The organism is Glycomyces amatae, from assembly GCF_020991375.1.
GTDB lineage: Bacteria > Actinomycetota > Actinomycetes > Mycobacteriales > Micromonosporaceae > Glycomyces > Glycomyces amatae.
On record NZ_JAJLQZ010000005.1, the window covers coordinates 249,246 to 270,349 of the forward strand.

17 protein-coding genes are annotated in these 21,104 nt (G+C 73.8%); 5 read left to right on the plus strand and 12 right to left on the minus strand.

Translation table 11 applies throughout. The features are described from left to right. Positions 1–37 precede the first annotated feature (37 nt). From LO763_RS10350 to LO763_RS10365, 4 genes are all read right to left on the minus strand, one after another. A complete protein-coding gene (locus LO763_RS10350; protein WP_230601899.1) occupies positions 38–850 on the minus strand; it encodes a carbohydrate-binding domain-containing protein in 813 nt (270 codons plus the stop codon). A gap of 231 nt (positions 851–1,081) precedes the next feature. Then, positions 1,082–1,747, minus strand: coding sequence for a class I SAM-dependent DNA methyltransferase (locus LO763_RS10355; protein ID WP_230601901.1), 666 nt, complete (start codon positions 1,745–1,747; stop codon positions 1,082–1,084). Between the two features lie 33 nt (positions 1,748–1,780). Further along, on the minus strand, positions 1,781–2,323 hold the full coding sequence (locus LO763_RS10360) for a hypothetical protein (protein ID WP_230601902.1): 543 nt from the start codon (positions 2,321–2,323) through the stop codon (positions 1,781–1,783). Positions 2,324–2,429: 106 nt separating this feature from the next. Next, a complete protein-coding gene (locus LO763_RS10365; protein ID WP_230601903.1) occupies positions 2,430–3,281 on the minus strand; it encodes a helix-turn-helix domain-containing protein in 852 nt (283 codons plus the stop codon). 165 nt (positions 3,282–3,446) lie between these two features. On the opposite strand from LO763_RS10365, the gene LO763_RS10370 reads away from it, so the two are divergent. The 3 genes from LO763_RS10370 to LO763_RS10380 all read left to right on the plus strand — a co-directional run bounded on the left by LO763_RS10370 (position 3,447) and on the right by LO763_RS10380 (position 6,189). Continuing rightward, entirely contained in the window at positions 3,447–4,229 is a 783-nt protein-coding gene (locus tag LO763_RS10370; RefSeq protein ID WP_230601904.1) for an SDR family oxidoreductase, read from the plus strand. Between the two features lie 182 nt (positions 4,230–4,411). Beyond that, positions 4,412–5,356, plus strand: coding sequence for an aldo/keto reductase (locus LO763_RS10375; protein WP_230601905.1), 945 nt, complete (start codon positions 4,412–4,414; stop codon positions 5,354–5,356). An 89-nt stretch (positions 5,357–5,445) separates the two neighbouring features. After that, positions 5,446–6,189, plus strand: a complete 744-nt coding sequence (locus LO763_RS10380; RefSeq protein ID WP_230601906.1) for a phosphotransferase — start codon at positions 5,446–5,448, stop codon at positions 6,187–6,189. A 625-nt stretch (positions 6,190–6,814) separates the two neighbouring features. Here the strand turns inward: LO763_RS10380 and LO763_RS10385 are convergent. The 6 genes from LO763_RS10385 to LO763_RS10410 all read right to left on the minus strand — a co-directional run bounded on the left by LO763_RS10385 (position 6,815) and on the right by LO763_RS10410 (position 14,458). Beyond that, positions 6,815–7,180 (minus strand): hypothetical protein, encoded by a 366-nt coding sequence (locus LO763_RS10385; protein ID WP_230601907.1) that lies wholly within the window; start codon positions 7,178–7,180, stop codon positions 6,815–6,817. Between the two features lie 467 nt (positions 7,181–7,647). Next, the gene (locus LO763_RS10390; protein ID WP_230601908.1) at positions 7,648–8,532 is read right to left on the minus strand and encodes a hypothetical protein; all 885 of its coding nucleotides are present in this window, start codon (positions 8,530–8,532) and stop codon (positions 7,648–7,650) included. A gap of 303 nt (positions 8,533–8,835) precedes the next feature. After that, entirely contained in the window at positions 8,836–11,784 is a 2,949-nt protein-coding gene (locus LO763_RS10395) for an RICIN domain-containing protein (protein WP_230601909.1), read from the minus strand. Between the two features lie 212 nt (positions 11,785–11,996). Then, positions 11,997–12,782 carry a hypothetical protein gene (locus LO763_RS10400; RefSeq protein ID WP_230601910.1) on the minus strand — a complete coding sequence of 262 codons (786 nt, stop codon included), beginning with the start codon at positions 12,780–12,782 and terminating at the stop codon, positions 11,997–11,999. A gap of 52 nt (positions 12,783–12,834) precedes the next feature. Next, positions 12,835–13,995: a PP2C family protein-serine/threonine phosphatase gene (locus tag LO763_RS10405; RefSeq protein WP_230601912.1), complete on the minus strand. Its 1,161-nt coding sequence runs from the start codon at positions 13,993–13,995 to the stop codon at positions 12,835–12,837. A gap of 61 nt (positions 13,996–14,056) precedes the next feature. Beyond that, on the minus strand, positions 14,057–14,458 hold the full coding sequence (locus LO763_RS10410; protein WP_230601913.1) for a winged helix-turn-helix transcriptional regulator: 402 nt from the start codon (positions 14,456–14,458) through the stop codon (positions 14,057–14,059). 110 nt (positions 14,459–14,568) lie between these two features. On the opposite strand from LO763_RS10410, the gene LO763_RS10415 reads away from it, so the two are divergent. Beyond that, on the plus strand, positions 14,569–15,429 hold the full coding sequence (locus LO763_RS10415; RefSeq protein WP_369431964.1) for an SDR family oxidoreductase: 861 nt from the start codon (positions 14,569–14,571) through the stop codon (positions 15,427–15,429). 43 nt (positions 15,430–15,472) lie between these two features. On the opposite strand, the gene LO763_RS10420 is transcribed toward LO763_RS10415, so the two are convergent. Continuing rightward, positions 15,473–16,291, minus strand: coding sequence for an NmrA family NAD(P)-binding protein (locus LO763_RS10420; protein WP_230601915.1), 819 nt, complete (start codon positions 16,289–16,291; stop codon positions 15,473–15,475). A gap of 303 nt (positions 16,292–16,594) precedes the next feature. On the opposite strand from LO763_RS10420, the gene LO763_RS10425 reads away from it, so the two are divergent. Beyond that, the gene (locus LO763_RS10425; protein WP_230601916.1) at positions 16,595–17,797 is read left to right on the plus strand and encodes a cellulose binding domain-containing protein; all 1,203 of its coding nucleotides are present in this window, start codon (positions 16,595–16,597) and stop codon (positions 17,795–17,797) included. Between the two features lie 117 nt (positions 17,798–17,914). Here the strand turns inward: LO763_RS10425 and LO763_RS10430 are convergent, their stop codons facing one another. Further along, entirely contained in the window at positions 17,915–21,082 is a 3,168-nt protein-coding gene (locus LO763_RS10430; RefSeq protein ID WP_230601917.1) for an AfsR/SARP family transcriptional regulator, read from the minus strand. Positions 21,083–21,104 lie beyond the last annotated feature (22 nt).

Sequence of the window (21,104 nt, forward strand, 5' to 3'; positions counted from 1 at the left end):
ACGAACGGGCGGCGGCCGCGGCCGGCATGCGGGGCGGTCAGATGGCCTCCACGTCCACCCAGAAGCGGGTGTCGTTGGAGAGGTTGGCCGAGTCCGACTCGAGCCGTCCCTTGATCCAGTAGACCGCGGTGCGGTATTTGTCGATGTCGTCGGTGCCCGGGTCGTTCAGGCCCGTCTCGCCGTTGCGGTGCCCGGCGAACCAGGTGTACTCGCCGTAGTGGCTCTGGGCCTGGTGGCGGCAGTACAGGTCGGCGCCGAGGTCGCTGTTGAGCAGTGCGCCGTTGTTCCAGTCGTTGATGCTCTGCCCGGTGAACCAGCTGCACGAGTTGCGCAGCATGTGCCAGTTCTGCTTGAAGATGCCGAAGTTGGCCGCGTCGTAGGTCTTGTTGTCGCCGTAGGCGTAGTTGGTGGTCATCGTATCGGTCTCGAGCATGGCGATCGCCAGGTCGAGGGTGGTGCCGCCGTAAGCGATGATCTGCTGCTTGCGCTGGCCGAGGCCGCTGACGGCGTACGAGCCGCATTCGGCGTTCGAGGGGCAGGTCAGGCTGCCGCCTCCGCCGCCCTGGACGATGCAGGACCGCCCGTTCTCCCAGCCCCAGCCGTCGCCGTCGGGGTCGGAGGCACTGCCGTTCTGGCAGGTCGGGTAGCCGCCTCCGTTCGGATCGGCGCTGCCGCCCTGGACGATGCAGGACTGGTTGTTCTCCCAGCCCCAGCCGTCTCCGTCGGGGTCGGAGGCACTGCCGTTCGCGCAGTACGGGTAGTCCTGCGCGGTGGCGGGGGAGGCCCCCGCCAGGCCGAGGCCGAGCATGGTGAGGCAGGCGGCGAAGAGGATCGCCAGTCTTCGTTTCATCGTGTGCTCCTTCGGGTGAGGGTCGAGGAATGCGCTGCCCGACCGCGGCCCTCAGGGCACGGCGATTCGCCGTGCGGGGCCGCAGCCCCGCCCGATTCGCTTAACCGTGTAATCTCCCGATGGTGACCGCAGATACAGGCATATTGATGATTTTCAATAGCCTAGAACTGAACCCGTTAAGTTGCAAGTCGCCGCATCGGGAAGATCGGCCCCCGCCGCCGCGCCCGGTCCTCACCCGGCGCCGCCGGCCTCGGCCGGCTTGCGGAACAGCAAGTGGCCGTAGTGGAACCCGCGGACCGGGTCCAGCTCCGGCGCGGAGACCAGGCGGGCCGTCTCGTGGAACCCCGCCTCCCGCAGCAGCCCGGTGACGCGGTCGACCGGCCAGCGGTAGGCGGGCGCGACGGCGTGGTCGAACGGTTGCGGGACCCGCGCGGCCCCGGCGTCGGCCTGGAACGTCAGCAGCAGGTGCCCGCCCGGGGCGAGCAGCCGGTGGAACTCGGCGAACACCGCCGGGACCTCCTCGGGCGGCGTGTGGATGATCGAGGACCGCGAGAGCAGCCCGCCCAGCGCCCCGTCGGGCAGGTCGACCGCGGCCATGTCGCCCTGCGCGAACTCGACGTCCGGGAAGTGCTCGCGCGCCAAGGCGACCATCTCGGGGGAGAGGTCGAGGCCCCGGGCCCGCAGCCCGAGCCGGCGCAGCTGGTCGGTGACGGCGCCCGGCCCGCAGCCGACGTCCAGCACCGGGAGCGAAGCGCCCCGGACGAAGTCCGCGAAGGCCCCGATCATCGCATTGTCCAGCGGGTGCTCCGGCACCGCGTTCCTGAACAGCGCCAAGTACTGTGCGGCCGCCGAGTCGTACCCGTCCCGGGTCGCGCGCATGTGTTCGAGTTCGCCCATGGCGCAGAACCCTACGCCGCCCGCGGCCCCGATCTAGGGCAGGTGACCGGTGAAGGCGGTCTGGAAGTAGCGGTTCTGCTCCATGTGCGCCAGGTACCTCGGGTCGGTCACCTCGATGGTGAAGTCCGCGTTCTCGCCGTCATCGTCCGGATCGATCCCGAAGGCCGCGATGATGGCCCCGGTCCGCTCGAGGAACTCGTCGCTGCGCGGTTGCAGCACCAGGTAGTGGTACCCGTCCGCGAAACCCCGCGAGGAGTCCAGCCGCCCCGCGTAGTGGTCGGCCGCCTTCACCCTGGGCAGCACCGGCTCCCTGGTGCCCTCGTCCAGCAGGTAGCCGTCCTCGTCGACCCACGCCTTCTTGCCCAGGAACAGCTCGAAGCACTCCGCGAACTCCTCGGCCGTCCCCTTGTCGATGTCGGCGGCCCCGTACCCCTGGAACCAGGTGTCCATGAGCAGCTGGAGCCCGAACTCCGGACCCCGATGGAACTCGATGCCGTGCCCGAGCCGGCTCGTGAGCAGGCCCTCCACCTTGGTTCCCTCACGGCCCCAAGTCATCACATCGAAGATGAAGGTCATGGTCGCGCATCCTAACCAGTTCGGGCAAATCCGGCGCCCGCCGGGCCCCCCGGACGTGGCGTCGAGCCGCGCGGCAGCGAAGGCCGCCCGTCGCCGGACACCGCGTTCAGCCCCGCGGCGCCGCGGGGGCGGTCCAGCTGTCGAGGAGCCGCAGCGCCTCGGCGCTCTTCGAGCCGGGCTCGACGTTGTACACGCACAGCGTCTGGTTCGGGTCGCCCGGCGACCCGAAGGCCTCGTAGGCGAACTCGAGCTCGCCGACCACCGGGTGCCGGTACCGCTTGACGCCGTAGGTGCGCCGCAGCACCCCGTGGTCGTTCCACCAGCCGCTGAACTCCGGGCAGCCGAGCGTCAGCTCCCCGACGAAGTCCGCCAGCCGCCGGTCCTCCGGGTGCTTGCCGGCGTCGAAGCGGAGCATCGCCACCGAGTCCCGCGCGATCGTCTCCCAGTCGACCACGCGCTCCCTGGCCTCCGGGTCGAGCAGGTAGTACCGGGCGAGGTTGCGCCGCGCCGCGGGCATCGCCTCGAAGTCGGCCACGACCTCCCGGGCCAGGCGGTTCGCCGCCAGCACGTCCAGGCGCCTGCCGACGATGAACGCCGGCACGCCGTCCAGGCTCTGGAGCGTCAGCAGCAGCCCCGGCCGCACCCGCTGCGCCGCGATCGGCCCCTTCCGGTGCGGCGCCCGCCTCCCGGCCAGGTCCACGAGGTGCTCGCGCTCCGAGGCGTCCAGCCGCAGCGCCGCCGCCAGCGCCTCCAGGACCTCCGGCGACGGGTTCCCGGCCCGGCCCTGCTCCAGCCGCGTGTAGTACTCGACGCTCACGTTCGCCAGCCGCGCGACCTCGTCGCGGCGCAGCCCCGGCACCCGCCGGACGCGGCCGTCGTCGGGCAGCCCCGCCTCCCGCGGGCGCACGCGGGCCCGGCGGCTCCGCAGGAAGTCCGAGATCGCAACGCGCTGGTCCATACCCCCATTGTGCCCGCGCCGACCCGGCCCCGGCGGCGCCCGGGTGGTACTGCCGGTACCAGTCGGCGCAGGGCCGATCGAGCGCCGTCCCCGGGCCCGGAACGGTGCTGTACTCGATTGCGGGGCGGGCAGGCCGCTCCACCGCAACGCCATCGAGGGAACCAAATGTCCACTGTGAACACCACTGAGATCCCGCGGCCGCTCGCCGGACGCGTCGCCGTCGTCACCGGCGCCTCCAGCGGCCTCGGCGAGGCCACCGCCGAGCTGCTGGCCGCGCGGGGCGCCCGCGTCGCCCTCCTCGCCCGCCGCGCCGACCGGCTCGACGCCCTCCTCGCCCGCATCGAGGAGGCCGGCGGCACCGCGATCGCCGTGACCGCCGACGTCACCGACGCCGAAGCGCTCCAGGCCGCCGCCGAACGCGTCCGGTCCGAGCTCGGCACCGCCGACCTCCTGTTCAACAACGCCGGGGTCATGCTCGCCGCACCGGTCACCGAGACCCGCCACGACCAGTGGCGGCGCCAGATCGACACCAACGTCTCGGGCCTGATGAACGCCATCGGCGCGTTCGTCCCGCAACTGGTCGAGGCCGCCGCGGAGAAGGGCGTCGCCGACCTGGTGAACACCTCCTCGATCGCGGCCCAGGGCGTCTTCCCCAACTTCGCCGTCTACACCGGCTCCAAGGCCTTCGTCTCCCACGCCTCGCGCAACCTCCGCTCCGAACTCGGCGCCCTGAACGTGCGGGTCGCCGTGATCGAGCCGGGGATCGTCAGGACCGAACTCCAAGGGCACGTCACCGACCCGGGCTCGAACGCGTGGCTCGACGAGGTGTTCGCCACCCAGGTGGTCCTGGAGCCCGGCGACATCGCCGAGACCGTCGCGTTCCTGGCCCAGCAGCCGCCGCGCGTCAACTTCCAGCAGATCACCGTCATGCCCACCTTCCAGGTCTGAACCCGCCCCCCGCGGGGCACCCTCGCGGGGCGGCGCACTGCGACGATCGTTCGGGAACCGAAGCGGCGGCCCCGGGACGCGTGGCACGATTGCCGTCGGAAACCGACTCGGCCGAACCCGAGTCCTCATACGGCGGACGTCCGGCACGCGTCCCGGGAAGCACCGACACACGGAGGTTCACCATGGCCAAGCTCGGCCGGACCGACATCGAGATCTACCCGCTCGTCCTGGGTACCAACACCTTCGGGTGGAACACCGAGGAGTCCGAAGCGCACGCGGTGCTCGACGCCTTCACCGCCGCCGGCGGCGACCTCATCGACACCGCCGACTCCTACTCCGCCTGGGCGCCGGGCAACTCCGGCGGCGAGTCCGAGACCGTCATCGGCACCTGGCTCGCCAAGCACCGCGACACGCGCGCCATGGTCGCCACCAAGGTCTCCCAGCACCCCGAGTTCAAGGGCCTCTCGGCCGCGAACGTCAGGGCCGCCGCCGAGGCCTCCCTCAAACGCCTCGGCGTCGAGGCCATCGACCTCTACTACGCCCACTTCGACGACGCGGAGACCCCGCTCGAGGAGACCGTCGGCGCCTTCGACGCCCTCGTCCGGGAGGGCAAGATCCGGTACATCGGCGTCTCCAACTACAGCCCCGAGCGGCTGCGCGAATGGCTCGACGTCACCGAGCGCCACGGCTACGCCCGCCCCGTGGCCCTCCAACCGAAGTACAGCCTCGTCAGCCGCGCCACCTTCGAGCCGGGCCTGCGCGACATCGCCGTGGCCGAGGACCTCAGCGCCCTCCCCTACCACGTGCTCGCGAGCGGCTTCCTCACTGGGAAGTACCGCACTGAGGCCGACCTGGAGCAGAGCGTCCGCGGCGGATCGGCCGCCAAGCACCTGAACCCCTCCGGCCTCGCGGTCGTCGACAAGCTCGACCAGATCGCCCGGGACCGCGGCGTCGCGATCGCCTCGGTCGCGCTGGCCTGGGCCCGCTCCAGGCCCGGCGTCGCCGCGCCGATCGCGGGCGCCCGCGTCGCCGACCAGCTCGCGCCGCTCCTGGCCTCGGCCAAACTGGAGCTGTCCCCCGACGAGGCCGACGAGCTGACCGCCCTCTCCGACTTCATCGGCGCCTGACGCGCCGTCACGGGGCCCGCGGCCGTCCCAGACCGCGGGCCCGCCGAAAGTCCGTTGCCGAACGGCCCCCGCGGGGCGAGACTGTCCGGATGGCGCATGAGACCCCCCTCCCCGGCGGCTACGTCAACGAGGTCGTCCTGAAGGACGGCAGCGTCCGCCGCCCCGTCGGCCCCCACTCGCCGTTCGTCCACCGCGTGCTCGAGCACCTCGAGGACCACGGCTGGAGCGGAGCGCCCCGCCTCCTCGGCCGCGACGAGGAGGGCCGGGAGATGCTGGGCTTCATCGAAGGGCACGTCGCGATCGAGCACGGCCGCTCCGCCTACGCCGAGTCCGACGCGAGCCTGGCGCGGCTGGCGGCCATGGTCCGCGAGTTCCACGACCTGTGCGCCGACCCGGCCCTGTCCGGTGACGCCGGGACGGTGTGCCACAACGACCTCGCCCCGAAGAACACCGTCTACGCCGACGCGGGCCCCGGCGCGCTCCCCGTGGCGTTCATCGACTGGGACGGGGCCGCCCCCGGCGAGCGCCTCCACGACGTCGCCCACCTGTGCTGGGAGTTCCTCCGACTGGGCACCCCGGTCACCGACCTCCCGGAGACGGCCCGGCGGATGCGGCTGGTCGCCGACGCCTACGGGCTCGACCCCGACCGGCGCTCCCGCCTGGTCGACACCGTGCTGTGGTGGCAGGACCGCTGCTGGCGCGGCATCGAGGCCGGGGCGGAGGCGGGCGACCCGGCGATGGTCCGCATCCGCGACCTGGGCGCACCCGTCTGGATCAGGGGGGACCACGACTGGGTCCTCGAGCACCGGGCGGCCCTCGGGGCGGCGCTGTAGCCGGTGCGCTTCCGGCGCACCCGATCACGACGGCCTAAGCGCGATGTCGTTCAGTCAGGGGTGTCGGTCTTAGTCCGGTGTTCGGGCGGGCGGCGACAGCGTGGTGTGGGGCCGGTCCTGCGTGCGTCGCTGAGGCCGAGCTGGTCTTGGGTCGGTGTTCGGGCGGGCGGCGACGGAGCTGTGGAGGCCGGGGCCGGGGTGGGTTGCCGGGGCCGGATCGGCGCTCAGGTGAAGTTCAGGCCATCAGCGACGGTGTGGCGGAGGGATCGGTCCTGCGGTGGTCGCCGGGGCCGGGTCGGTGTGCGGGTGGGGGTCGAACAGGCGGCGATGACGAGGTGGAGGCCGGGCTTGGATGCGTCGCCTGGGCCGGGTCGGTTCGTGGTCGGTGTTCAAGCGTTCAGCGACGGCGGAGCGATAGGCCGGGCGCGGGTGCGTTGCCGGGGCTGAGTCGGTGTGCGGTTGGGGTTCAGGCGGCAGCGACGGTGTGGTGCAGGGGCAATCCTGTGGGGGTGTCGGGCCGGGCCGGTTCTCAGGCGGGTTCAGGCAATCGGCGACGATGTGAGGGAGGGACTGGTTCAGGGTGGCCTGCCGGGGCCGGACCGGTCCTCGAGTGGGATTCAGGCCATCAGCGACGGTGTGGCGGAGGGGTCGGTCCTGCGGTGGCTGCCGGGGCCGGGGCGGTGCGGGTGGCGCCGGGAACGAACGACGGTGTTCCGGTGGCGGTGGCGGCGGGACCGGTGGTTGCCGGTGCGGTGGCGGCTCGGCCGGTCCTCGCTGCGGCGGCGGGGTCGGTGAGCGCTGGTGCGGCGGTGCCGGTCGTCGCTGCGGTGTCGGTGGTTGCCGGGTTCGACCAGGCGGCCTGCCGCCGGGCGGCCTGCCGCCGGGCGGCCTGGCGCGCGGTGCGTGCCGCAGGAGTCGCGGCGCAAGGCATCGTCGTCGTGGTCGTCGTGGTCGTCGTGGTCGTCGTGGTCGTCGTGGTCGTGGTGGTCATGGTGGGTTCACCTCCTTCCAAAGGCGTGGTCGCGTCCTGGCGGATACGCGGTGATGGTCGCGATGGTGATCGCCTCGCCTGGCGGCACCGTCTCGCAGCGGGCTCTCGCGGCCGGGTCTCGCATCGCCGTCGAGTAGTCGCCGCCGTGGCCTGCCGGTCCTGCCTGGCGTGCCGGACGATCTATCGGCCTACCGGGCGTGGTGGGCCTGTCGGGTCTTCCTGTCCTTCCTGTGGTGGTGGTCGGGTGGGTGTGCTGGATACGCCCGGGGGTGTGTGCGGGACTCCGACTGTGCTGGCCGGCGGTACCTCCTCAAGGAGGCCGCGCTCCCGTCACATGCCCGTAGACCGCGGTGACGGTGGTACCAGCGCAGGACCGGAACGCGGGACAAACAACCCCCGTCCTAGCTGCGAGGGCGGCCCCGACACCAGTGGGCGGTACGAGCGGCCAGAGGCTGTCGTAGTCTGCATTAAGTGAACACATCTCGTTCGCTTGCACTGATTCCGTAACCCTGTACGTACCACCAATCATCCCCCCGATAGCCCCACCCCGGCAACACCCACACGGGTAGAGAACCCTCATGTTTCCACCGGTGCTCCTGTCCCGCAACGGCATCCACACCTAGGCTCCACAATGGCGCCCTGCCCGGCCACCCGCGACTCCGGGCCCGCCAACCAACACCAGCCCTCCACACACCGCTTCGTCGCCGCCGCCCTGACCGCTCCCCCCGTGCCACCGGCAACCCACCGACCCACCCCGGCGCACCGACGCCCTGACTGAATGACATTGGGCCTAAGCGGGCCGAACGCCGCCGGTAGTAGTGCACGGTCAGCACCGCCAGCAGCGGCCCCCACAGCGCGAGCGGCGCGTACGCGATCCAGAAGACGACGTTCTGCCAGCCGTTCACGACCAGCTCCGTGGGCTCGCCGTCGATCCCGAGACCGAAGGCGTACATGACCATCGCGTACGGCAGGACCATCAGCGCCGCCGCGCCGACCGCGGCCGGGGCCACGGCGGCCGCGACCGGGACTCTGCGGCCCCGCAGCACGGGCACCCACCGCGGCCAGACCTCGCCCCAGACCGCGACGAGGCCGACCGCCAGGAACGCCAGCGCCTCGCTGACCACGCTGAGCGCCACGATGTACCACCACGGGCCCTGCTCCATGGCGGTGGCCCGGGCCATGGCCTCAGGGTCCACCTCCATCAGCGGCAGTCCGGCGATCAGCGCCGCGATCCGCCAGAGCGCGGACGGCAGCGCGGTCAGCGCGGTCGCGTAGGCGGTCCGGACGGCCCAGCGCGGCACACCCGCGGCGGTCCGGCCGTGCAGGCGTTCGGCGAACCCGACGGTGGCCATGCGGTGCTCCGATCTCGAAGGGGCCGCCGCGGATGCGACGGCCGGCTCCCGCGAGCATCGCGCGGCCGCCGGGGTCCCCGCCTCCCCCGAGGGCCCCGGCCCGATCCCCCGCGAGGGGGAGCGGGCCGGGCGCCTCCCGACCGTGCCTCTCGACCCGCATGACACGTCCGGGTGACATGGGCCGGCGGGGGCGGCGTTGCTGTCGGACCCGCGCGGGAGAGTGGGGCCTATCTTCCTTTCCCCTCTCGGGAGGGTGGGGGTTCGGGATGGCAGCGGCACCGGCCCGTCGCCGCCGGGCCGGCCTCAGGCGGCCGGGGCCTTCGCGTAGACCTCGATCTCGCTGAGGACGATCCAGCCGACGGTGCCGCCCAAGCCGGCGGTCATCGCCACCCGGACCGCCGAAGTCGTCGCGTTCACCTCGACGTCGATCACCGGCACCTCGTCGGCCGGCACGTCGACCACGCCGCCCGCGTCCTGCCAGTTCCCCTCGGCGTCCAGGTACTGCACCTGGAGCGTGTCGGCGTAGCTCGCCCGGCCGCCGTCGCTCCAGAAGTGGGACACCACCCGGGTCACGTCCCGCTCCCGGGGAAGCCGCACCGTGATCGCGTCCTCGGTGTTGAACGGCCCGGACTTCCAGTTCGACCAGCCCTTGTCGGTCAGGTTCCCGTTGCGCAGCGCCTCGGTCGAGTACCCCGGCTCGGTGTAGGTCGCCGAGGTCGTCACGCCGTCCCCGGTGGCCACGTTGACCTCCACCGGGTCGGTCACCTCGACCTCCACGACCGCGTCCAGCGCGGTCCCGTCCACCAGCGTCGCCGCGCCCTCCAGCGTCACCGTCCCGTAGTCGTCGAAGGCGCCCTCGGCGGGCTCCTCCCACACCACCGGCACGGACGCCTCAGTGCCCCTGTCGCCCAGCGCGGTCACCGTGTCCGGCAGGTCCGGCGTGAAGCCCGGGTAGGTCACGGCCGAGGCCGGGACCGTCTCCGAGAACCGGTCCACGCTCACGGTCGCCTTGGCGCGGAACGTGTTCCCGAGCGCGTCGGTCGCCTCGCCCCGCACCGTCACCTTGCCCGAGCGGTCCCATCTGGACTCTCGCGGCATGTCCCACTCGACCGGGAGCGCCCCGCGCTCCCCGTCCCGGTAGACGCCGGGCACCGCGGAGGGCAGCTCCGGCACGTGGCCGGGGACGGTGTACGCCGCGACCTCGGCGGCGCGCAGCACCGTCTCGTCGGTCACGCCCCAGCGCTGGTTGTCGGCGGCGGTCGGCGTGTACGTCTGGATCGGCGAGCCGTCGGCGGTCGCCTCGCCCCACACGTCCAGCACCAGGCCCGTGCCCGCGTTCACCGGCACGTACGTGCCGTCGCCGGTGGTCGAGAGGTACCACCGGGCCGCATCGGACGGGTCCCCTTCGGCCGCTTCGAGCACCGCCAGGCCGTCGGCCACCGCCAGACGCGAACCGTCGGCGGCATTGGTGATCGCGTACTGCTCCCGGTTGGAGTACCCCTCGGTGAGCCGCTCGACCGCCCACAGCTGCGCGCCGTCGGCCGCGTCCTCGGTCGCCAGCACGATGCCGGTGCCGTCCTCGGACGGGGCGATCGACTTGCCGCTCTGCACGCCGTCGAAGCGGTACGCGTGGCCGTCCTGGAACAGGGCCGCGTCGCCGTCCACGCCCGAGACGCCCTCGACGACGAACGTGGTCACCGACTTCGCCGGGACCGTCAGCGTCGCCGAGCCGCCGCGCACCCTGACCCGGTCGCCCTCGACGAGCGCGCCGTCGGCGCTGGTGACCACCGGGGTCACGGTGGCGCCGCGGGGGACGCGGTCGAACCCGGACAGGTCGAGGGTCACCGCGATCGCCTCCTCGGCGTTGTTGGTGTACACCACGTTCGCGCCCCGGCCCGAGGCCTCGATCGCGGCCGTGGCGGCGGTGCTGTCGGTGGCGATGACGCGGTCGCCCGGCTCGATGTAGTGCGTGAAGTTGCGCAGCGTGTCGTACTTCGTGTTGGTCATGATCGGGCAGGTCTCGAGGGTGTCCTCGGCGGTGCAGTCGAACGGCAGCTGGATCGAGCCCCAGCTGTGGTTCTCGTTCCTGTCCTCGACCGGCTGCCACAGCACCCACGCCGACGGCTCCAGCTCGCGCAGGTCGTCGGTGACGCGGGTGGCGATGCCCAGGCCGTTCTCCATGGAGGTGTAGTCCTGGCCGGAGGTCCAGGCGCCGCCGACCTCGCTCATCCACAGCGGCTTGTCACCGCCTTTGGCGAGGTCGCGGACGCCGGTGCGCCCGCCGGTGCCGTACGTGTGGACGTTCATCTGGCCCACGTTGGAGCGGGACTCCTCGGTGTACGCGTTCCAGTTGCGGGTGAAGGTGCCCGGGTTGGTCTCGTCCATCGCGGCGACGACGGCCTCCAGTTCGGACGCGGAGAGCCGCTCGGCCAGCGCGTTGACGACGAGCTGCTGGAGCTCGGGCCCGGCGTGCGCGCCCTCCTGGCGCCCGCCCGTGGGCTGGACGCCGTCCTCGCCGAGCTGGGTGCCCCAGTAGTTCGTGTTCGGCTCGTTGAGCGGGTCGACGGTGTCGAACTCGATGCCGTGCTCGTCCTCGACGTGCTCCATGACCTCGGTCAGGTAGGTCGCGAACTCCTCGACCGAGTCGGTGCGGATCTGGTCGTCGTTCGCGTCGAAGCCGCCGGAGACGTAGCCGGAGACGGTCTGGAAGTACGGCGGGGAGTTCGAGAACGCCTCCCAGTGGGTGACGTCGTCCTTGACCTGGTCGATCCACCACCGCTGCGAGGCGTCGGCGTCCCAGTTCCAGTGGTCGGGGTTCTCCGGGTCCCACCAGTCCTTGTCCTCGTGGGTGGTGCCCTCGGGGGCGGCCCACCAGCCGGGGACGGCGGAGGCGCCGCCGCGCAGGTACTCGTCGTCGATGTTCGGGGCGTTGCCGCCCCCGATGTTGTACCGGGCGATGTTGAGGTTGAGGCCCTCGTCGCCGAAGACCATGTCGACGAGCCGCTCGCGGATCTCGTCGGGGTAGCCGCCGGTCGCGTTGGCGAACCAGACCAGGCTCGTGCCCCAGCCCTCGAACTCGGGCTGCTGGTAGGACGGGTCGAGGGTGACGGTGACGGCGCCCCCGGCGGGTTCCTCGGCGTTCGCGGCGGTGCCGATCAGCACGGGGAGGGCCGACGCGGCGAGCACCGCGGCGAGCCCGGCGGCGCCGGCCGCGGCCGGCGCGCGACCGCGCCTCGGTCGGGGAGATGGCATCGTGGTCTCCTTCGGGGGGTTGCAATCGAACGAGTTCGATATTTCCACAGAAGTCGACGCTTGTGAACACCCTTTGTCTAACGGGTTGAAAAATGAAGTGGCCGGGATCGCCCCCGCCCGCTTCTCGCTTCCCGCGAAAAACGTCGCACCCCCGAGGCAGGGTTGTTGCCGGGGGCCTGCGATACGGCGCTCAGCGCCTCTGCCCCTGCCCGCTACGCCGCCGGCGGGTCCTGCTCGACCCGCAGCACCTCCCAGATCCCGGACGGGTCCCGCACCTCCGAGCGCCCGGGCATGATCAGCCGCCAGCCCGGCCCCGCGGCCGAGTGCCGGTCGGCCGTGAGGTACCCGCCCGCCGCCTCCGCGCCGAACACCGCCTCCGTGCGCACCGTGAGATGCGACGTCAACCGCATGTGCAGGGCCGACCGGGCCTTCGGGTCCGCGTCGAGCCCCGCCGCCCACAGGTCCACCGCCCGCAGCAGGCGCCCCGCCTGGGCCGCCCCGGTCCGCGCGTCGGCCACCATGGCGACCGGCACCGTACCGCTGTTCTCGCCCTGCGGCAGTTTCAGATCGCTCACGTAGGCCACCCCCAGGGTCCCGGTCTCGCGCGCCAGCGCGTACAGCCGCCGCACCCGTGCCGCGTGCGCCCGCGGCGCGCGCACCACCTTGACCAGGCCGCCCAGGATCAGCGCCGCCGCCGCGAACGCCAGGGCGTTCTTGTACCAGACATTGCCGAGGAAGAACGCCTCCGCCGCCCCGAGCTCACCGACCCGGTCCCGGAAGTCGCTGAAGAGGACGATCGTCCCCGCGCCCATCGCGCCGATGAGGATGCCCATGCCGCCGTAGAACCGCCGCTCGTTCTCGATCACCACCCGCGCGGTGAACCGCTCGAGCGACGAGGTCGGGTCGGGAACCGGCGGCCGCTCCAGCGGCGGCGCGCCCGCCGCCGCGGCCCACGCCGCCTTCGGGTCGCCCGGCCACGGGCGCTTGTCGTGTCGCATCGCCCCATTGTGCGACCGGCCCGCCTCCCGCCGCGAGCACCGCGTCCGGTCGTCATCGCCGCCCGCCGATCACCCGCACCGGCCGCTCCGGCCGCTCCGCTCTCTCCGGCCGCGCCGCCTCCGCGGTCCGCCCCCGCCCGGTCCTCGTGACCGCCAGGATGCTCACGTCGTCGTCCATCCTGGCCGCGAACCGCGAGGCGTCGTCCCACACGAACTCGATGAGCCGCCGCGGCGACGGCACCACCAGCCCCTGGAGGTGGCTCGCGAGCGGGTAGTAGTTCCCGTCCTCGTCCCGCGCCTCGACCAGCCCGTCCGAGAACGCCAGCAGGGTCTCGTCCGCGCCGAACGGCACCGCGACCGACTCGCCCGGCCGGACCGGCGCGGCCAGCCGCAACCCGAGCACCGGCGCGGGCTTGAGGTCGACCTCCTCGACCCGCTCGCCGCGCAGCAGCAGCGGCGGCGGGTGCCCGCACGAGAGCAGCCGCACCTCGTCCGAGTCCTCCGCGAACTCCGCCAGCAGCACCGAGGCGAACAGCTCCGGCACGTACCCGTGCGCCGCGTCGTCCAGGATCCGCCGCTCCAGCCGCCACGCGATCCCGCCGAGCTCCTCCTCGTCCAGGATCGCCTCGTGGAACACCGACAGCAGCATCGACGCGGTGCCGACCGCGTCGAGCCCGTGCCCCTGCACGTCGCCGAGGATCAGCCGCGTCCCGAACGGGCTGGGCCGCACGTCGAACAGGTCCCCGCCGATCCACGCGCCCCGCTGCGCCGAGTGGTAGAGCCCGGCGCACGCGAAGTCGCCCACCCGCGGCGGCAGGTTCGGCAGGATCGCCTGCTGCGCGGCCTCGGACACGCTCAGCATCGTCACCAGCCCGGCCACGAAGCGCTGGCGGATCCAGGAGATGCCGACGGCCGTGGCGAACACGATGACGACCACCACGATGTCGTCCCCGTCGAACCGCCGCGAGAACGGCAGCGGCGCGGCGACCACCACCAGGGCGAGCCCGGCGATGGCCGCGGTCCACACCGGTCCGAGGACGAACGCGGCGAGGACGGGGACGATCGCCATCGCGATCCCCGCGTGCAGGGGGTCGGGCCGGAAGAGCTGGAACACGGTGGCCGCGAGCAGGGCGGCGAGCGGCAGCAGCCGGACCCGCAGCGGGACCGCTGTGCCCGACTGGAGTCGGATCGAACCCGAGACCCGCATGCCCATGGCCTGATTTTAGGTGCGATCGGGCCCGCTACCTGGGATTTCTGGCAGGTTCAGGGAGCTTTCAGGACACCGGGCCGCCGGGTCGGCGCGAGTCGTACGCCGCCTGCGCGGCGAGCACCTGCGGCATCGCCGCGTAGAGGTCGTCGACGAGCGCGGTGAGCCGCGCGGTGATGCGGCGCCCGGTCTCGGTGAGCCGGTACTCCACCCGGGAGGGGTAGCCCTCGGAGGCGGCGCGGTCGACGAACCCGTCGCGTTCGAGCTGCCGCAGGCTCTGGGCGAGGGCCTTCTCGTTGATGCCGTCCACGGAGCGGCGCAGTTCGCTGAACCGCTTCGCGTCCCCGTGCAGGACGAGGAGAATGAGCGTGCCCCAGCGGCCGGTCACGTGGTCCAGGACCGTGCGGGACTCGCATCCTCGGGCCAGTACCTGGAAGTCGGGTGCGGCGTCGGAGGGTCGGGTGCTCATGGCGTGATGTTACCTCCGCAACAGCGCCTCGAATCAATTGTGCTTTCAAAATGAAAGTGCTTTCATTTGGATAGTGAAATCGTAGTCCCGATCCGCAGTGAAGGAGCAGCATCATGATCGTCGTCACCGGGGCCACCGGCAAACTCGGCACACTCGTCGTGGAGGGCCTGATCGACCGGGTGCCCGCCGAGCAGATCGCCGTCGTCGTGCGCGACGCGGCCAAGGCCGCCCGCCTCGGCGGGCTCGGCGTCGAGGTCCGCGTCGCCGACTACGACGACCCGGCCGCCCTCGGGGACGCCTTCCGCGAAGGCGAGAAGGTCCTCCTCATCTCCGGCAGCGAGGTCGGGCGGCGCGTCCCGCAGCACCGGGCCGTCATCGACGCCGCCGAGGCCGCGGGCGTCGCCCTCCTGGCCTACACCAGCATCCTCGGCGGCCCCGCCGCCGACTTCGAGCTGGCCCGCGAGCACCAGGTCACCGAGCGGTACCTCATCGACTCCGGCGTCCCGTACGTACTGCTGCGCAACGGCTGGTACCACGAGAACTACACCGAGGGCCTGGCCGGCGCCGTCGCCGCGGGCGCCCTGACCACCAGCACCGCCGAGGGCGCGAGGATCGCCACCGCCGCGCGCGCCGACTTCGCCGCCGCCGCGGTCGCGGTGCTCACCACCGAGGGCCACGAGGGCCGTGCGTACGAGCTCGCCGGCGACACCGCGTGGACCTTCGAGGAGTTCGCCGCCGAGGTCGCGAGGCAGAGCGGGAGGGACTTCCCCGTCAACCGCGTCTCCGGCGAGGAGCTGCGCGGCATCCTCACCGGCCAGGGCGTGCCGGACCCGTTCGCGGCCGTCCTGGTCGGCGTCGACGACGCGATCTCGCGCGGCCTGCTCGACGACGGGTCGGGGGACCTGTCGAAGCTCGCCGGGCGCCCCACCACCCCCGTCGCCGAGGCGATCGCCGAGGGACTGCGGTCCTGAGCGCGCGGCGGCCCGCGGAACACCGTTCCGCGGGCCCTGCGGCCTAACGGAAGGCGTCCGCGTGCTCGCGGGCCCACTCGGCGAACGTCCGCGCCGGGCGGCCGGTGACCCGCTCGACGGCGCCGGAGGCCCGGGTCGTCCACGCGGGCGGGTGCGCCCGCCAGCCCAGGACGTACGCGATCGCCGGGTCGTCCATGCCCATGGCCCGCATCCGCTCCCTGCCCTGCGCCTCGGTCAGCGGCTCGTAGCGCACCTCCCGGCCGGTCGCCGCCGCGATGGCCGCGACCTGGTCGGGCACCGTGAGTGGCTCGGGCCCGGTGAGCTCGTACGCCTCGCCCGCGTGGGCGCCGGTGGTGAGCGCGGCCGCGGCGACCGCCGCGATGTCGGCCACGTCCACGGGCGCGTGCGCGACCTCCCCGAACGGCTCGCGGACGACGCCTTCGGCGCGGACGTCCTCGGCCCAGGTCAGCGCGTTCGACATGAACTCGCCGGGCCGGAGGTGCGTCCACTCCAGACCGCTCGCCTCCACGGCCTCCTCGACCGGGCCCCGGTACCCGTTCCACAGGGTCGTGACCCGGCGGACCCCGGCCTCGACGGCCGCGGCCGCGATGCCGGCGCTGCCGGGCACGGTCAGGTTGGCGGGCCCGACCGCGGTGAGCAGGTGCAGGCCCGTGGCGCCCTCGAGCGCGGCCTCGACGCTCGCGCGGTCCGTGAGGTCCCCGGCGACCGCCTCGACGCCCTCGGGGAACCGCGCCGCCGCGGGGTCGCGGGTGAGCGCCCGGACCGGGTGCCCGGCCGCGGCCAGTCGCGCGACCAGGTGGCGGCCGACGTTGCCGGTCGCGCCGGTGACCAGGATGGCCATACTGTTCCTCCTCGAGACTTCCGGGGCCGGTAGGGCCCCTTGGAATGCCAAGGCTAGGAACGGGGAGGGCCCGCCGCATCGGACCTGCGGCGGGCACGGCGGTACACCGCAGGTCCTAAGACCGGCCCGCCCTCAGGGGGGTCCGGGCCGGGCGCCGCGGATCGCCGCAGGTGAGCGGCTCGCACGGCGGCCGCGGTTCCATTTCCCTCGCCCGTAGGGCATAATATTCGTCGATATCGATATATCGGTTTTTGTCCGCCGTCTGGTTGGGGTGGGGCGGACCCAGCCAGAGGAGGTCATGGCATGCGAGCCATGCGAAGCAGACCGCGCAGGTTGGCGGCCGTCGCCGCCGTGTCCGGCGCGGTCGTCGCCGGAACGATCGCGGTGGTCGCGGCGAGCCCGGCACAGGCCGCGGCGTGCGAGTCGATCGAGTACGACGTCGTCAGCTCCTGGGGCGGGGGCCACCAGGCCGCCGTCTCGCTCACCGCCGGAAGCGAGGACGTGAACGGCTGGACCGTCGCGTTCGACCTGCCGTCCGGCGCCTCGGTCCAGAGCGCCTGGAACGTCGACTGGAGCCAGTCCGGCGCCGCCTTCACCGGCGGCGACGTCGGCTGGAACGCCGCCGTCGCCTCCGGCCAGACCCGGGAGCTGTTCGGCCTCATCGTCTCCGGCGCCGCCGCCGAGCCGGAGTCGTTCACGCTCAACGGGGTCGCGTGCGGCGACGTCGCCGAGCCGACCGACACGCCGAGCGAGGACCCCACCGACGAGCCGACGGACGACCCGACGGACGAGCCCACCGAGGACCCGACCGACGACCCCACCACCGACCCGGGCGAGTGCCCGGCCGGGGCCGTGTGCGACGGCTTCGAGGACCAGACCGGCACCACCCCCGGCGGCGACTGGAGCGTCGGCGCCCCGGACTGCACCGGCACCGGCACCGCCGCAGTGGACCGTTCGGTCTCCAACAGCGGCGAGGCCTCGATCCGCGTCGACGGCGGCGCGACCTACTGCAACCACGTGTTCGTCGGGCGCGACCTGCCCGCCGACGCCGAGTGGTTCCGCGTCTACATGCGGCACGACACCGCGCAGCCGGCCAACCACACCACCATGATCGCCATGCAGGACCGCAACGACGCGAACACCGACCTGCGCCTGGGCGGCCAGAACGGCGCGCTCCAGTGGAACCGCGAGTCCGACGACGCGACCCTCCCGGAGCAGAGCCCCGCGGGCGTGGCGCTGAGCCGGCCGCTGCCGGTCGACGCCTGGACCTGCGTCGAGTTCCAGGTCTCGGGCGGCCAGTTGAGCACCTGGGTCGACGGCGACCTCGTCGAGGGCCTGGTCGTGGACGGGGTCCCCACCCACGACATCGACTCGCAGTGGCTCTCCAAGTCCGGCTGGAACCCGGACCTGGCCGACCTGCGGCTCGGCTGGGAGAGCTACGGCAACGACGCCGACACCCTCTGGTACGACGACGTGGCCTTCGGTCCTGAAAGGATCGGCTGCTGAGACCGGGGCCGGTGCGCGGACGCCGCCCCTCACCGCCTCGGCGGCGTCCGCGCACCGGCCCCGCCCCGCGAAGTCCGGGCCCCGGCCGCGCGGCGGCGTCGGCCCCGCCGCGGGCCCTCAGCCGGGGCCCGCGCCCGCGCGGCCCCGCTCGTACGCCGCCTTGAACGCGTCGGCGCCGATCATCCCCTCCACGCGCCGCCCGATGCGGTCCACGTCGAACCGCTCGCCGTCCGGCAGCGGGGCCCCGGCCCGTTCCCGCAGGGCCGCCGCCTCCCCGAGGGCCGCGGCGGCCCGCTCCGGCTCGCCCAGCAGCGACCGCGCCCCCGCGAGTCCTTCGAGGACGAACGCGACGCTCCGCCCGTCGGGCCCGCCGCGGAGCGCCCGCGCCCCCGCGACGCCGTCGATGACGGACGCGACGGCGCCGCCGCCCGGCTCCCCGCCCTCGAGCAGCGCCAGGGCCTCCTCGTGCAGGCGCAGCGCCTCCCGGCCGTCGCCGCGCATCTCGGCGATGAAGCCCCGCTCGCCCAGCAGCATGACCGCCATGTCCTGGAGCGCCGGCGGCTCCGCGTTCCACGCGAGCCACTCGGCGGCGATCCGCTCGGCCTCCTCCAGCCGCCCGGCCCGCCGCTCCAGGAGCATGAGGCCGGTCGCGGCGAACATCTCGCAGAACCGGACGGACTGCTCGACGGCCATCGCCAGGGCCTCCTCGTGCAGCCGCCTGGACGCCGCGAACTCGCCGCGCAGCATCCGGACCCGGCCCAGCCGCGAGAGCCGGTACGACTGCTCCATGCGCAGCCCCAGGCCCTCGGCGAGCGCGAGCCCCTCGTGGTTGAGCCGCAGCGCCAGCTCGTAGTCGCCGGTGCTCTCGGCATGCACCGCAAGGCATTCGAGGGCCTGGAGCTCGCCCCAGCCGTCGCCTGCGGCCGCGAAGGCGGCGCGGCTGCGGGCCGCGAGCCCGCGGGCGGCGTCGAGGTCGCCGCGGACGATCGCCGTCCACGCCAGCGCGCCGTCGACGGCCGCGAGGCCCCAGGGGTCGCCGGCCTCCGCGAAGTACGCCCCCGAGGAGCGCACGAGCGCGTCGAGCTCGCGCTCGCTCCCGACCCCGATCTGCGTCTGCGCCAAGAACAGCTCGGCGTAGGCGCGCTCGCGGTCGTCGGCCAGGTCCGCGAGGTGCCGCGGCGCGTCGGCGATCCCGCGGCCGAGCGCGGACGCGGTCATGAACGCGAAGCAGGACCGCCAGAACCGCGCGGCCGCCGCGCGGCCCGGTGCCGCGGGCCCTTCGACGGCGAGCGCCGCCTCCAGCGCCCGCCCGCCCTCGAGGAGGCTGCTGCGCAGGAACCAGAACCAGGTGAGCCCCACGGCGATGCGCAGCGCGCGGTCGGCGTCGCCGCGCCGCGCCGCCGCCTCGAGCGCGGCGTGGAGGTTCCCCGAGTCCGCCTCGAGCCGCCGCATCCACGCGAGCTGGCCGGGCCCGCGCAGGCGGTCGGCGGACTGCTCGGCGAGTGCGGTGAAGTGGCGGCCGTGCCGCTCGGCGACCTCCTCGTGCAGGCCCTCCTCGCGCAGCCGCTCGCGGCAGTAGGCCGCGACCGAGTCCAGGAGCCGGAACCGCCGGTCCGCGTCTCCGGCGACGTGCACCAGGGACCGGTCCACCAGCTGCACGAGCGCGTCGACCGCGGCGGCCTCGGTCAGCTCCCCGGCGACGAGGTCCTGGACCGTGTCGAGCGCGGCGCCGCCCGCGCACACCGACAGGCGGCCGAGCACGAGCCGCTCGGCGGGCCCGAGCAGCCGCCAGCTCCAGTCGATGACGGCCCGCAGCGTCCGCTGCCGCTCGGGCCCGCCCCGGGTCTCGGCGCTGAGCAGGCGGTCGGCGAGCTGGTCGGCGAGGGCCGCGACCCCGAGCGCGGGCACGCGCGTGGCGGCCAGCTCCAGCGCCAGCGGCAGGCCGTCGAGGCGCTCGCAGATCGCGTCCACCGCCGCCCGGTTCTCGTCCGTCACCGCGAAACCGGGCTGCGCGGCGCTCGCGCGGGCGGTGAAGAGCCGCACGGCGCCGCCCTGGTCGAGCGGCTCCACCGGCAGCACCTGCTCGCCGGGGACGCGCAGCGCCTCCCGGCTGGTGGCCAGGACGCGGACCTCGGGCGCCGCCGCCGTGACCTCGGCGCACAGCTCGGCGGCGGCCGCGACCAGGTGCTCGCAGTTGTCGACCACCAGGAGGGCCCGCCGCCCGGCGAGGGCCGAGCGCAGCAGCGCGAACGGATCGGCGGCGGGCTGCGCCGCCCGGGGGCCGGCCCCGTTGAGCCCCATGGCGTCCGCGACGGCCGCGGCGAGCAGCGGCGCGTCCGTCCCCGGTTCGAACCCGGCGAGTTCGACCAGCCACGCCCCGCCCTGGAAGCGGGCCGCCGCGCCGAGGGCGAGCCGGGTCTTGCCGACCCCGCCGGGGCCGGTCAGCGTCACCAGCCGCGACGACTCCAGCAGCGACACCAGGTGCGACAGGTGCTCGTCGCGGCCGATCAGCGGTGTCAGCGGGACGGGCAGGTTCCCGCGCGGGGGAGCGGTCGGCGCGGCGAGCGCGGGGTCGTGCCCGAGCATCGCCCGGTGCAGGTCCCGGAGCTCGAGTCCGGGGTCGAGCCCCAGCTCCGAGGCGAGCCGCTCGCGCAGGTCCCGGAAGGACGCGAGCGCTTCACTGTGGCGCCCGGCCTGGTAGAGCGCCCGCATGTGGACCGACCGGAGGCGCTCGCGCAGCGGGTGCCGCTCGACCAGCGCGGCCGCCTCGCCGAGCGCGGCCTCGTGCAGGCCCAGTTCGAGCCGGGCGTCGAGGAGCCGCTCGAGGGCCGCGAGCCGCCGCTCCTCCAGCCGGGCCGCCTCGGCGGCGAGCGCGTCGTACTCGGCCAGCGCGGGCCCGCGCCACAGCCCCAGCGCCTCCTCCAGCAGGGCGGCCCGCTCGGCCGCCCCGGCCCCGGCGGACCGCTCCACCAGCAGCTCGAACCGTCCCGCGTCCACCTGCTCGGCCTCGACGGCCAACCGGTAGCGGTCCTCCAGGCGCTCGACCCGGACGCCGATCCCGGCGAGCGCGCGCCGCAGCTGGGACACCTTGGTCTGGAGCGCGGCGCGCGGATCGGCGGGCGGCCGGTCGCCCCACACGTCCGCGATCAGGCGCTCCACCCCGACGGGGCGTCCGGGGTCGACCAGGAGCCGGGCCAGCAGCGCCCGGACCTTCCGCTCCGGCACCGGCACCGGCTCGCCCGCGTCCGTCCGCACCGCCAGCGGCCCGAGTATCCCGAAGAGCACCGCACCACCCTAACGAAGCGCG

Bases quoted from the DNA above. Each gene is read 5' to 3' on its own strand.
- LO763_RS10350 (WP_230601899.1), bottom strand. From the start codon at position 850: ATGAAACGAAGACTGGCGATCCTCTTCGCCGCCTGCCTCACCATGCTC.
- LO763_RS10355 (WP_230601901.1), bottom strand. From the start codon at position 1,747: ATGGGCGAACTCGAACACATGCGCGCGACCCGGGACGGGTACGACTCG.
- LO763_RS10360 (WP_230601902.1), bottom strand. From the start codon at position 2,323: ATGACCTTCATCTTCGATGTGATGACTTGGGGCCGTGAGGGAACCAAG.
- LO763_RS10365 (WP_230601903.1), bottom strand. From the start codon at position 3,281: ATGGACCAGCGCGTTGCGATCTCGGACTTCCTGCGGAGCCGCCGGGCC.
- LO763_RS10370 (WP_230601904.1), top strand. From the start codon at position 3,447: ATGTCCACTGTGAACACCACTGAGATCCCGCGGCCGCTCGCCGGACGC.
- LO763_RS10375 (WP_230601905.1), top strand. From the start codon at position 4,412: ATGGCCAAGCTCGGCCGGACCGACATCGAGATCTACCCGCTCGTCCTG.
- LO763_RS10380 (WP_230601906.1), top strand. From the start codon at position 5,446: ATGGCGCATGAGACCCCCCTCCCCGGCGGCTACGTCAACGAGGTCGTC.
- LO763_RS10385 (WP_230601907.1), bottom strand. From the start codon at position 7,180: ATGACCACCACGACCACGACGACCACGACGACCACGACGACCACGACG.
- LO763_RS10390 (WP_230601908.1), bottom strand. From the start codon at position 8,532: ATGGCCACCGTCGGGTTCGCCGAACGCCTGCACGGCCGGACCGCCGCG.
- LO763_RS10395 (WP_230601909.1), bottom strand. From the start codon at position 11,784: ATGCCATCTCCCCGACCGAGGCGCGGTCGCGCGCCGGCCGCGGCCGGC.
- LO763_RS10400 (WP_230601910.1), bottom strand. From the start codon at position 12,782: ATGCGACACGACAAGCGCCCGTGGCCGGGCGACCCGAAGGCGGCGTGG.
- LO763_RS10405 (WP_230601912.1), bottom strand. From the start codon at position 13,995: ATGGGCATGCGGGTCTCGGGTTCGATCCGACTCCAGTCGGGCACAGCG.
- LO763_RS10410 (WP_230601913.1), bottom strand. From the start codon at position 14,458: ATGAGCACCCGACCCTCCGACGCCGCACCCGACTTCCAGGTACTGGCC.
- LO763_RS10420 (WP_230601915.1), bottom strand. From the start codon at position 16,291: ATGGCCATCCTGGTCACCGGCGCGACCGGCAACGTCGGCCGCCACCTG.
- LO763_RS10425 (WP_230601916.1), top strand. From the start codon at position 16,595: ATGCGAGCCATGCGAAGCAGACCGCGCAGGTTGGCGGCCGTCGCCGCC.